The 11507-nt window shown below is 72.0% G+C and carries 8 protein-coding genes and 1 pseudogene; 5 read left to right on the forward strand and 4 right to left on the reverse strand.

What is annotated here, in order from left to right; all coding sequences use genetic code 11:
* Nucleotides 1–32 precede the first annotated feature (32 nt).
* Nucleotides 33–1055, forward strand: coding sequence for a UDP-glucose 4-epimerase GalE (galE, locus tag D1369_RS37510; RefSeq protein WP_007380003.1), 1023 nt, complete (start codon nucleotides 33–35; stop codon nucleotides 1053–1055).
* A 36-nt stretch (nucleotides 1056–1091) separates the two neighbouring features.
* Complete coding sequence (locus D1369_RS37515; protein WP_007380002.1) at nucleotides 1092–2519, forward strand: UDP-glucose/GDP-mannose dehydrogenase family protein; 1428 nt, start codon at nucleotides 1092–1094, stop codon at nucleotides 2517–2519.
* Here the strand turns inward: D1369_RS37515 and D1369_RS37520 are convergent.
* A complete protein-coding gene (locus tag D1369_RS37520) occupies nucleotides 2453–4165 on the reverse strand; it encodes a right-handed parallel beta-helix repeat-containing protein (RefSeq protein WP_237557594.1) in 1713 nt (570 codons plus the stop codon). The two genes, D1369_RS37515 and D1369_RS37520, sit on opposite strands and share 67 nt — an antisense overlap.
* A gap of 265 nt (nucleotides 4166–4430) precedes the next feature.
* Between D1369_RS37520 and D1369_RS37525 the strand changes: the two genes are divergently transcribed.
* The 3 genes from D1369_RS37525 (at nucleotide 4431) to D1369_RS44200 (ending at nucleotide 8243) form a co-directional block, all read left to right on the forward strand.
* The gene (locus tag D1369_RS37525; RefSeq protein WP_007380000.1) at nucleotides 4431–5360 is read left to right on the forward strand and encodes a glutaminase; all 930 of its coding nucleotides are present in this window, start codon (nucleotides 4431–4433) and stop codon (nucleotides 5358–5360) included.
* 121 nt (nucleotides 5361–5481) lie between these two features.
* Nucleotides 5482–6885 (forward strand): polyprenol phosphomannose-dependent alpha 1,6 mannosyltransferase MptB, encoded by a 1404-nt coding sequence (gene mptB / locus D1369_RS37530; RefSeq protein ID WP_007379999.1) that lies wholly within the window; start codon nucleotides 5482–5484, stop codon nucleotides 6883–6885.
* On the forward strand, nucleotides 6882–8243 hold the full coding sequence (locus tag D1369_RS44200) for a glycosyltransferase 87 family protein (RefSeq protein WP_118082888.1): 1362 nt from the start codon (nucleotides 6882–6884) through the stop codon (nucleotides 8241–8243). Before mptB ends, D1369_RS44200 begins: the two co-directional genes overlap by 4 nt.
* 35 nt (nucleotides 8244–8278) lie before the next feature.
* On the opposite strand, the pseudogene D1369_RS37540 reads toward D1369_RS44200, so the two are convergent.
* The 3 genes and pseudogenes from D1369_RS37540 to D1369_RS37550 all read right to left on the reverse strand — a co-directional run.
* Nucleotides 8279–9163 (reverse strand): annotated as a pseudogene (locus D1369_RS37540) (serine hydrolase); the annotation flags it as partial.
* Between the two features lie 85 nt (nucleotides 9164–9248).
* Entirely contained in the window at nucleotides 9249–10385 is a 1137-nt protein-coding gene (gene rho, locus D1369_RS37545) for a transcription termination factor Rho (RefSeq protein WP_007379996.1), read from the reverse strand.
* A 224-nt stretch (nucleotides 10386–10609) separates the two neighbouring features.
* Complete coding sequence (locus D1369_RS37550; protein WP_007379995.1) at nucleotides 10610–11437, reverse strand: class I SAM-dependent methyltransferase; 828 nt, start codon at nucleotides 11435–11437, stop codon at nucleotides 10610–10612.
* Nucleotides 11438–11507 lie beyond the last annotated feature (70 nt).

Genomic DNA, 11507 nt, shown 5'->3' on the forward strand with positions numbered 1-11507 from the left:
CCCCTCCTCTGTGACGAAGAACGAGGTGTCCGATGCCCGAAACCGTCCTGGTGACCGGTGGCGCCGGCTTCATCGGCAGCCACACCTGCGTCGAACTGCTCGCCCACGGCTACGAAGTCGTCGTCGTCGACAACCACGTCAACAGCTCTCCCCACGCCCTGGAGCGCATCGCCAAGACCGCGGGCCGGCCACTCGCCGCCGCCTACCGGGTCGACGTGCGCGACCGCCTGGCTCTCGCGCAGGTGTTCACCACCCATCAGGTGGACGCCGTCATCCATTTCGCGGCCCACAAGGCTGTCGGGGAGTCGGTCGCGCTGCCGGTCGAGTACTACGACACCAACGTGGGCGGCACCTGCGCACTGCTGTCGGTCATGCACGAACACGCCGTCCGCCGGCTGGTCTTCTCCTCCTCGTGCTCCGTCTACGGCGACGCGCGGACCGTGCCCCTGACCGAGCAGAGCCCGGTGGCGCCCACCAACCCCTACGCCCGCACCAAGCTGACGTGCGAGCGGATCCTGGAAGACGTCTGCGCCCATCTGACGGACATGAAGGTGCTCGCCCTGCGCTACTTCAACCCGGTCGGAGCCCACCCCGGCGGACTGCTCGGCGAGGACCCGCAGGGCATCCCGAACAACGTCATGCCGTACGTCGCCCAGGTCGCCGTGGGCCGACGGGAGCGCCTGAGCGTCTTCGGGGACGACTACCCCACGCCGGACGGCACCGGAGTGCGGGACTACATCCACGTCATGGACGTCGCCGAAGGACACCGGGTGGCCCTCCAGCACCTGGACGACCGCACCGGCATGCGGGTGTTCAACCTGGGCACGGGCACCGGCACCTCCGTGCTGCAGTTGGTCGCGGCCTTCGGCGAGGCGAGCGGCCGACCCATTCCCTACCAGGTCGTCGACCGCAGACCCGGCGACGTCGCCGAGCTCGTCGCCGACGCGAGCGCGGTGGCCGACGCCTGGGAGTGGACCACCACACGTGACCTCGCGGCCATGTGCCGTGACGCCTGGCGGTTCCAGGAACTCAACCCCCACGGCTACGCCCACTGACCCGTCGATTCGGCCACCCAAGACAGGAGTACCTCCATGCGGTTGACCGTCATCGGCACGGGCTACCTCGGAGCCGTGCACGCCGCGTGCATGGCGGACATCGGACACGACGTCCTCGGTGTCGACACCGACAGCGGGAAGATCGCGGCACTCGCGGCAGGCCGGGCGCCCTTCTTCGAACCCGGCCTGCCGGAGATCCTCGTCAGGAACACCCGTGCCGGGCGGCTGCGATTCACCACCTCCCTGCAGGAGGCCGCCGAATTCGCCGACGTGCACTTCGTGTGCGTCGGTACACCGCAACGCACCGACTCCCTCGCCGCCGACCTGCGCCATGTCGAGGCGGTCGTCGACGGTCTGGCACCGCTCCTCACCCGCGACAGCCTCATCGTCGGAAAGTCGACCGTGCCGGTGGGCACCACCCGGACGCTCACCCGCAGGGTGACCTCACAGCTGCGCCCCGGCGTCGACACCGAGGTCGCCTGGAACCCGGAGTTCCTGCGCGAGGGATTCGCCGTCCAGGACACCCTGCACCCCGACCGGCTGGTCGTCGGAGTCACCTCGCCCCACGCCGACCGGACGCTCCGCGAGGTCTACGCACCGATGCTGCGGGCCGGTGTCGCCTACGTCAGCACCGATCCGGCTACCGCGGAACTGGTGAAGGTCGCCGCCAACTCCTTCCTGGCGACGAAGATCTCCTTCATCAACGCCATGGCGGAGGTGTGTGACGCCTCGGGCGCCGACGTGGTGACCCTGGCCGAGGCCCTCGGCCATGACGCCCGCATCGGTCGTGCCTTCCTGTCCGCGGGCCTCGGGTTCGGCGGCGGCTGTCTGCCCAAGGACATCCGCGCGTTCCTTGCTCGGGCCGAGGAACTGCAGGTGGGGGAGGCCGTGTCCTTCCTGTACCAGGTCGATCGGATCAACCACCGGCAGCGGCGGCGGACCGTCGACCTGGCCCGGCAGCTCCTGGGCGGTGAGTTCGCCGGACGGCGGGTCGCGGTGCTGGGCGCCACCTTCAAACCCGACAGCGACGACGTGCGGGACTCGCCGGCGCTGGCAGTCGCCGCCGAGATCGTCGCCCAGGACGCCGACGTCCGCGTGCACGATCCGGAGGGCATCGACAACGCTCGGGCGGCACTGTCCGGACCGTCCTACTCCACGGACGTCATGGAGGTGTGCCGGGACGCGGATCTGGTGCTGCACCTGACCGAGTGGCGCCAGTACCGCGCCCTGGACCCGGTGAAGCTGCTGCCGGTGGTCCGGACCCCGCGGATCGCCGACGCGCGCAACGCCCTGGACGCGACGGCCTGGCGGGAGGCCGGCTGGCACTTTCGCGCCTTGGGCCGCCCGGCCCACGTTCCGCCGCCAGGACCGGGCGACACCGTACGGGTGACGATCCCTCAGGCGGTCGGACCGGTCTGCACGGCTCCCACACCGGGCGACCCGCTCAGCGGTGCTCCAAAGTAGTCCACCTGCCCCGGGTCGACCCCCATGGAGCGTAGGTCCACGGCGGCAGCGGACAACGTGTCGGCGCACCGTCCGGCGAGCGCGCCGCTCGTCGGACCGCTGCCGCGCAGGTTCGGACCGGCCGCGGGCAGCGGAACCTGGGTGAGGCACGGGTCGCGGTCACTGCCGGTGGCCTGCGCGCCCAGCGACTCCTGCCCCGTCTCCTGGCGCCATGTGGCCATGTCGGTGTACTCATGCCCGCCCCACAGCAAGGCCCAGCCCGGCGAGCCGTGGTAGTCGTTGCCCTGCATCAGCACGGACGACGCGTCGAAGGCCCCTTGCGCCGACACGACGGGCGAGCCGTTCGTGACGAACACGTTGTTGCGCACGGTGACGCCGCGCAGGCTGGGTTCGAGCCGCAGAGCCGGGGCGCGGACGGCGCCGTTCGCCTTGGTCAGCACCGTGTTCTGGTAGATCGAGAGGTCGCCGACCCGCGATCCCAACGCCACGATGCCGCCGTACTGCGGGAGCTTGCGGCTGTCGTTGTGGCTGATGTTGTATCGGATCGTGTTGTCCCTGTGCGCCGTGTTCGGGGCGGCGGAGTACGCCAGGAAGCCCGAACCGTCGTTGCCGTAGGCCAGGTTGTACTGCATCAGCGAGTGAGACACGTTGTTGTCGAGGCCGAACCCGCCACCGTCCACCGTGGAACCGGTGTGGTTGCCGTAGGAGATGTTCTTCTCCAGCGTCATCCACGACGAGTCGTACGTCCAGATGCCCTCAGGACCCTCGACGGCGTCCGGTGCGGACGAACTCCCGTTGTCGTGGCTGACGGACCGCTCCACCCTCCCACGGTGGACACTGCCGAGGACGATGCCGCTGCCGGTGTTGCGGTCGGCCGCGAGGGGGTCTCCGACATTCCGATACGTCGTCACCCTCGACACCGTCAGCTTGTCGTGCGCGTAGGAGGGCGCGTCCGCGGAGAAGGGCGGACCGTCTGCCACGAGACCGGCGTCCTGGTTGTCGTGCAGTGTGCAGTCACTGATCACCACGTCGCGGAAGCCGGACGCGCCGCTTCCGCCGTGCAGCCGGAGGCCGTCGCGGAAGCCGGACACCTCGACGTCCGAGACCCGGACGTACGGCAGCTTCCTGCCGTCGGGCAGATCGTTGACCAAGGCGATGCCCTCGTGCGATCCGTAGGACGCGGCGTCGCCGACGAGGGCAAGGTCACGGACGATGACGCCGCTCGTGTTGTGCACCTCGATGCCGCGCGTGCCGCGGGCCGTGATCGTCGCGCGGCCCTCTCCGTAGGAGTCGATCACGACAGGCCTGCGGGCGTTGCCGGCGTCCCCCTGGCCGATGCTCAAGCTGCCCGGAAAACGTGCCCCCGCCTTCAGCCGCAGCCGGTCGCCCGGCTTGAACCGCACGGCGTCGGCGCGCGAGAGCGTGCGCCAGGCGGTCTGCGGTGTGCGGCCGTCGTCGCCGTCGTCCCCCTGCGGACTGAGGTAGAACACTCGTCCGTCCTTGGGGTTCTCCAACAGGGGTACGTACGGGGCGGGCACACTGCACCCGGCCAGCAGCAACGCGGTCGCGCACAAGCCGGCCGCGACACTCGGCCGCAGCGGACCGGCGACCGCCCCGGTGCTCTTCGTGTGGGCCGGCCGCTGCAAGCCGGTGGCTCCGTCGCCTTCGTTCCGCTGGCGCAACATCGCTCCTGTCTGCTCGATGGCCGAGCGGACCCCGATGCGGGGTCCGCAGACTGTCACCCTGACGTGCGAGACGGGGACCGGTGGGCCAGCACGCGGAGTTCGGCTCAAGACACGCCTGATTGGCCTCCTGCCGGTACCGCTGCCGCACCCGCGACCAGACCGCGTCCGGGAGCGGCCCGCGCAGCACCACGCAGCCCCGGAGACGCTCCCATGACAGGGGTGCGGCATGATGACGCTCATGTCATCGCAGTTCCAACCGGTCCTGGAGCGCATCGCCGCCGAGATCGAACGGACCCCCGACCGCGGTCGGCCCGCCGACTACATCCCGGCACTCGCCGCCTGCGACCCGCGCACTTTCGGCATGGCCGTCGCGGAGCTGGACGGCACGGTGTACGGCGTCGGGGACTGGCGCGAGCCGTTCTCGACGCAGTCCATCACCAAGGTGTTCACCCTCGCGCTCGACCTGGCCCGCGAGGGCGACGAGCTCTGGGAGCACGTGGGCCGCGAACCCTCCGGCAACCCCTTCAACTCCCTGGTGCAGCTGGAGTACGAGAACGGCATCCCGCGCAACCCGTTCATCAACGCGGGCGCCCTCGTCGTCACCGACCGCCTCCACAGCCGTACCGGAGACGCGGCGGGCGAGTTGCTGTCGTTCCTCCGCGAGGAGAGCGGCAACCCGGCGCTGGCCTTCGACGAGGAGGTGGCCGCCTCCGAGGCCGCCCACGGCGACCGCAACGCGGCTCTGGCCCACTTCATGGCCGCGTACGGCAACATCGACAACGACATCCCGGTCCTGCTCGACCAGTACTTCCGCCAGTGCTCCCTCAGGGCGTCCTGCGCCGACCTGGCCCTCGCCACCACCTTCCTGGCCCGCCACGGCATCCGCGCCGACGGCAACCGCCTGCTCACCCTCAGCCAGGCCAAGCAGATCAACGCGATCATGCTGACCTGCGGCACGTACGACGCGGCGGGCGACTTCGCCTACCGGGTGGGCCTGCCCGGCAAGAGCGGGGTGGGCGGCGGAATCATCGCGGTGGTCCCGGGGCGCTGCACGCTGTGCGTATGGAGCCCGGGTCTGGACGAGCGGGGCAACTCGGTGGCGGGCGTGGCGGCCCTGGACAGGTTCACGACGCTGACGGGTGTCTCCGTGTTCTGAGGCGGGGTGAGCCATCCCGGACCCCATACCGGACCCGCATCCCGGACCCGACCACGCACCGGTCACACCCCGGTCGCCGCCTCGTCGCCCGCCCGCCACCCACGGCTGACACGCTGCTCGCGTGCTGGCCAACATCCCCGTCGATCTCCGCCGCTGCCAGGTCCTCGGTCTGGTCGGCACCGCCTTTCTCGCCGCCGGCGGGGAGAGCGCGGGAGCCCTCCCCGTCCGTGAACTCCTCACCCCGGCCTCGCCCCAGGCGGCCCTGGGACTGGTCGGTGCCTACTTCGGTGTCGTCCTGCTGATCGCGGCCTGGCTCCTCCTCGGCCGCCTGGTGCGCAGCCCCGACCAGCGGCCCGGCACGCGCGAGCTCATGGCCGTCCTCGTCGTCTGGTCGATTCCGCTGCTGCTCGCCCCGCCCCTGTTCAGCCGGGACGTCTACAGCTACCTCGCCCAAGGCGCCATGGCCGACGCCCACATGGACGTCTACGCCCACGGCCCCGCCCTGCTCGGCGGTCCCCTCGCGGACGAGGTCGCCCCCATGTGGCGCGACACGGGCGCCCCGTACGGCCCCGTCTTCCTCGGCCTGGCCTCCGCGCTGGCCAAGATGTCCCGCGGTGAACTCCCCGCCGGTCTGCTCGGGTTGCGGCTCGTCGCCCTGCTCGGCGTGGCCCTGATGGCCGCCGTCCTGCCCCGCCTGGCCCGCCACAGCGGTGCCGACCCGGCCGCGGCGCTCTGGCTCGGCGCCCTCAACCCGCTCGTGCTGCTGCACCTGGTCGCCGGCGCCCACAACGACGCCGTCATGCTCGGTCTGCTCGGCCTCGGCCTGGTCGCCGCCCTCGGCCGGTGGCCGGTCCTGGGAGCCGTACTCGTGACGCTCGCCGCCCTGGTCAAGGCCCCCGCCGTCCTGGGGCTCGCCGCGATCGTCGTGCTGCGCGTCCGGGCCGGCGACCGTCCGGCGAAGGCCGTGGTGACGGCCGTCGTCTCGGCAGCCGTCACCACCGTCGCCGCGACGGCCGTCGTAGGCACCGGCTACGGCTGGATCGGCGCCCTCAACACCCCTGTGTCGTCCGGGAACTGGGCCCTCACCAGCCTCCTCGGCCGCGCCACCGCAGCCCTGCTGGAACGGCTCGGCAGCGATCTCGCCCCGCTGGCCGTCCCGTTCTGGCACGCGCTCGGCATCGTCACGGCCGTCGCCGTCATCGGCCACACCTGGCTGCGCCTGCGTCCGCGACCCGTCTACGCCCTCGGCCTGAGCCTGGCCACCCTCGCCGCCCTCGGCCCGGCGATCCGACCCTGGTACGCGCTGTGGGGGCTGTTCCTCATAGCGGCCGCCGCGCCCAGCGCCTCGGTACGGCACCGGGTGGCCGCGGTGACAGGTGTGCTCGCGCTCGCCACCCTCCCGAGCGGCGGCCCGGCCGACACTGGGCAGCTCGTCCTCGCCGTCTCCGGAGGCGTACTCGCCCTGGTGGTGCTGGTCCAGGCCCACCAGACGGCCCAGGCCCCGGCCCCGGGGCGTACGGCATGAGGGCGCCGGCAACGGAGCGCGGCCGGCTGCTGCTGGTCCTCGCCGCCGGCACCGCCGTCACCGTCTTCACGGCGACCGTGCCGCTCCTGCGCGACTGGTTCGACCTGCGCGTCTACCACGGAGCCGTCGACACCTGGATCCACCACGGCGGACGGCTCTACGACTACCGAGTGCCGGGGACGACGTACGGCTTCACGTACCCGCCGTTCGCGGCCGTCGCCATGCTCCCGATGGCCCTGCTCGACCTGCGCGCCGCGATCGCGGTGGGCCTGCTGCTGAACCTGGCGGCGCTGGCCGTGGTCGTGCGCCTGCTCACCGGCCGGGCCTGGCGGCGTCACGGCTGGTACGGCTGTGCCCTGGGCGCCTGCGCACTCGCGCTGTTCGAACCGCTGCGCGACACCTTCAGCTTCGGCCAGGTCAACCTCCTGCTGCTGGCGCTCGTCCTCGTCGACGCGTGGCTGCTCGCCACCGGCCGGGAGCGCTGGGCCGGTGCCGGGGTCGGGCTGGCCGCCGCGGTGAAGCTCACACCGGCCCTCTTCATCGGCCTGCTCCTGCTCGCCCGGCGCGGGCGTGCGGCGGCGGTCGCCACGGTCGTGGCCCTGACCGCGACGGGGTTCGCGGCCCTCGTGGCGCCGGACGCCTCGCGGTTCTACTGGACCGACGCGATGTGGGACACGGCCAGGGTGGGACGGCTGGACTACGTCTCCAACCAGTCGTTGCAGGGCGTCCTGGCCCGGCTCGGCGAGACGGACCGCGCGGTCTGGGCGGTGGCCGTGCTGCTGACCCTGGGGGTGTGGGCCGTACGGGCCCGGCGGGCGGTGGCGGCGGGGGACTGGGCGGCCGCGTTCGCGCTGACCGGGCTGACCGCCTGTCTGGTCAGCCCGATCACCTGGGTGCACCACCTGGTGTGGCTGCTGCCGTCCTTCGCCGTTCTCGTGCGTGCAGGGCACCCGCGGATCGCGGGCGCCCTGCACGCCGTGCTGTGCACCAGCGTGGTGTGGCTGTGGTTCGACGACGCGTCGGGCATCGACGGCTTCCTCGGCAGCAACCTCTACACCTGGGTCACGCTCGGCCTGTTGCTGCGGCTTCCGGCGGGTCAGTCGGCGACCGGCCGCCCGAACCGGGCCCGCAGCGCCAACGCCATCGATCCCGCGCCGAGTCCGGCGGCGCCCAGGATGGCCCACGTCTCCAGCCAGCCGGGCCCCGCGGGCTCCGGTGACACCGCCGCCGCTGCTGCCACCGGCACCGCCTCGGGCCCGGGCTGCGGCTTCACCCTGAGCGCGTCCAGCGAGCCCACCGGCTCCACCCGCCCGGCAGCGCCGAACCCCCAGTCGAGCAGCGCGCGCGCCTCCTCGTAGACCGTGAAGCCGCCGCCCGCCTGAGGGTTCATCACCGTCACGACGAGCGTCCGTTCGCCCCGGCGGGCGGCGGCGACGAGTGTGTTGCCGGCGTGGCTGGTGTAGCCGTTCTTGATCCCGATCAGCCCGTCGTAGGGCGCCACCCCGTCGGCACCGGTCAGCAGCCGGTTGGTGTTCCGGATGCCGTACCACCAGCCGCCCCGGCCGGGGAACTGCGCCTCGGCCGTGCCGCAGTACCGCGCGAAGTCCGCGTTGCGCAGCCCCGCCCGGCCGAAGACCGCGAGGTCGTACGCCGAGGAGACCTGGCCCGGCGTGTCGTAGCCGTCGGGGGAGCGGACGTAGGTGTCCCGGGCGCCCAGGGCACGCGCCTTGGCCTGCATCCGGGCGGCCGTTGTCGACCAGCCGCCGCTGAGGCCGGCCAAGACGTGCACGGCGTCGTTGCCGGAGTTGAGGAAGACACCGCGCCACAGGTCGGCCACCTGGTAGGTCTGTCCCTCGGCGACGCCGACGAGAGAGCTGCCGGGCTCGATGTCCGCGAGTTCGTTCGCGCCGACCGTGTGTCTGAGGCCGCCGGGCAGCACCGGCAGGACGGTCAGGGCGAACAGGGTCTTGAGGGTGCTGGCCGGTGGCAGCCTGCGGTGGGCGTCGTGCGCCGCGAGGACCTCCCCGCTGTCGGCGTCGGCCACCACCCACGACAGTGCGGACACGTCCGGGACCCTGGGCACGCCCCGGTGCGGCCGGACCTGGACACCGGGGCGGTACAGGAGGGCGGGTGACGCGGCCGCGGGCGGTGGTGCGCCGGGCGCGCCGGGGTCGGAGCCCGTGTGCGCGGCTGCCGTCGCGGGGGCGAACACCAGCAGTCCCGTCATGCACAGGGCGCAGGTCGAGACGGCAACCCGGAAGGGAAATCCGATAGTCATACTGCAAAGCTAGGAACGGACCGGCCGTACACCGCGCTGCCCGGGCCGTGCGGTGCGCCTGAGCACCCGGACGGGGGATGGCCCGTCAGCCCGCGGGCAGGGTCGGCTGGATCCGTCGCAGGAAGGTCGCGTTGTCCGGCGTCTCGCGCATCCGCTGCAGGAGCGTCTCCAGGTTGCCCTGGCCGTCGCCGTTCTGGAGAACCCTGCGCAGTCCTCGTACGGCGGTCAACTCCGCCGGAGTCAGCAGGCGTTCCTCGCGACGGGTGCCCGAGGGGTTGACGGCGACGGCCGGGAAGACGCGGCGGGAGGCGAGTTCGCGGTCCAGGCGGAGCTCCATGTTGCCGGTGCTCTTGAGCTCCTCGAAGTAGAAGTCGTCGGCGCGCGAGCCGGTCTCCACCAGGGCGGTGGCGAGGATGGTGAGCGAGCCGCCCTCCTCGGCGAGCCGGGCGGCGCCGAAGAACTTCTTGGGCCCGATCAGCGCGGTCGCGTCGACGCCGCCGCTGAGGGTGCGGCCGTTGCCGGGGGCCGCGTTGTTGTGGGCCCGGCACAGCCGGGTCAGGGAGTCGAGCAGGATCACGACGTCCTCGCCGGCCTCGACGAGCCGCTTGGCCCGCTCGATGACCAGCTCGGCGAGTGCGATGTGCTGCTTGGGCGTGCGGTCGAACGTCGAGGCGTACACCTCGCCGCGCACGGAGCGCCGCATGTCGGTGACCTCCTCGGGGCGTTCGTCGAGCAGCACCACCATCAGGCGGCACTCGGGGTGGTTGCCGGCGACGGCGGCCGCGATCTGCTGGAGCAGCACGGTCTTGCCGGTCTTGGGCGGGGCCACGATCAGCCCGCGCTGGCCCTTGCCGACGGGTGCGATCAGATCGGCGACCCGCCCGGTCAGTCCGGACGCCGGGTGTTCGAGCCGGATCCGCTCGCGCGGGTGCAGGGGGGTGAGGTCGTGGAAGGTGCGGCGGTTCCGGTCGGGTTCGTGGCCGTTGACGCGGGCGACCTCGGTGAGGGCGCGCTGGGTGCCGCGCACCCCGTCGACGACGTCCCCCTTGCGCAGGCCGAACCGGCGGATCAGTGCGGGGGAGACCTGGAGGTCGGAGGGCGAGGGCAGCAGGCTCGCGGCGCGGAGGTGACCCTTCCCGCCCGTGTCGATGTCGAGGACGCCGGTGACGGCGCGGACCGGGGTCTGCTGCGGTACTGGGGGGCTTTCGAGAGTGGTGGTCATGATGGTCTGTCCTTTCGAGGACGGAAGGCATGGGACATGCGGAAGGAGGGGGAAGCCGCGAGAGGGAAGGCGGACAACGCCTTCGGGCGGCGGAAGACAGCACCCACAAGACCTGCGAGGTACTGAGGAGAAGCCGGTACAGCGACCGGCGGGAGGAGAGAGAACTGGCACCGGCGCCCCGAAACGGGCGTACACAAGTGCTAGCAGGACGGTACCACGGCGACTCAGCGCGTGGCGAGGAGTCCGTACAGCAGCGGGATCCGAGGCTCGGGAAGCCGCCACCAGCCGGACGCCGTGCGGGTCATCCGCGACCAGCGCGGCCAGGGCAGCTCATCGCTCTCGCGCAGGCTCCGGACATTCAGTCCCACCGCCGTCAACGCGGTGACGACCTCTCCTATTCCGTGCATCCACTCGTAGCTCGCCGTGGCGCCCTCGACGGCCGGACCGTCGGTGTAGGTGTGGGTCGCATCCCGGTGCACGGGGCCGTCGCCGCCCAGGTAGTCGTGGCGCAGGAGGAGTTCCGGCCCCTCGTCCGGAGCGGGCTTGGGGCCCAGTGAGTTGAGCAGCGGATGGAACTCCACCACGTACAACAGGCCACCAGGACGCAGCAGTCGGGCGATCACGTCCGCCCACCGTGTCAGGTCGGGCAGGTAGCACAGCGCGCCCTTCCCGGTGTACACGACGTCGAACTGCCGTCCTCCCAGCGCCTCGACGGCGTCGTACACGTTCGCCCGCACGTACTCGACGTCCACGCCCGCCCGCGACGCGATCCCCTGAGCGGCCGTGACGGAGGCCGCCGAGAAGTCCAGGCCCACCGCCCGGGCCCCACGGCGGGCGAGGGCGACCGTCTCCGTGCCGAGATGGCACTGCAGGTGGAGCACGTCACGGCCGGTGAGCTCGCCGAGGTCCTCCCACTCGAAGGCGGCGAACCAGCGCTCCGGATCGAGGTCCTGATCGAGGCCGTAGAACCGGCTGGCGAGGTGAACGGGGGTGCGGGCGTCCCAGTTGGCCTGGTTGACCCGCATCAGCCGCGCGTGCTCGTCGGACGTCATGGGGCCATCCAACCGCGAACCGGATTCTTTTTCGCGCGCCGGTGTCGATTCCGGCCGGTCCCGTTCGTCG

It is taken from the genome of Streptomyces sp. CC0208 (assembly GCF_003443735.1).
Lineage (GTDB): Bacteria > Actinomycetota > Actinomycetes > Streptomycetales > Streptomycetaceae > Streptomyces > Streptomyces sviceus.

What these genes read in the sequence shown, in the direction of transcription:
- D1369_RS44200 (WP_118082888.1), top strand. Translation starts at nt 6,882, where the DNA reads ATGAGGGCGCCGGCAACGGAGCGCGGCCGGCTGCTGCTGGTCCTCGCC.
- D1369_RS37525 (WP_007380000.1), top strand. Translation starts at nt 4,431, where the DNA reads ATGATGACGCTCATGTCATCGCAGTTCCAACCGGTCCTGGAGCGCATC.
- galE (WP_007380003.1), top strand. Translation starts at nt 33, where the DNA reads ATGCCCGAAACCGTCCTGGTGACCGGTGGCGCCGGCTTCATCGGCAGC.
- D1369_RS37550 (WP_007379995.1), bottom strand. Translation starts at nt 11,437, where the DNA reads ATGACGTCCGACGAGCACGCGCGGCTGATGCGGGTCAACCAGGCCAAC.
- rho (WP_007379996.1), bottom strand. Translation starts at nt 10,385, where the DNA reads ATGACCACCACTCTCGAAAGCCCCCCAGTACCGCAGCAGACCCCGGTC.
- D1369_RS37515 (WP_007380002.1), top strand. Translation starts at nt 1,092, where the DNA reads ATGCGGTTGACCGTCATCGGCACGGGCTACCTCGGAGCCGTGCACGCC.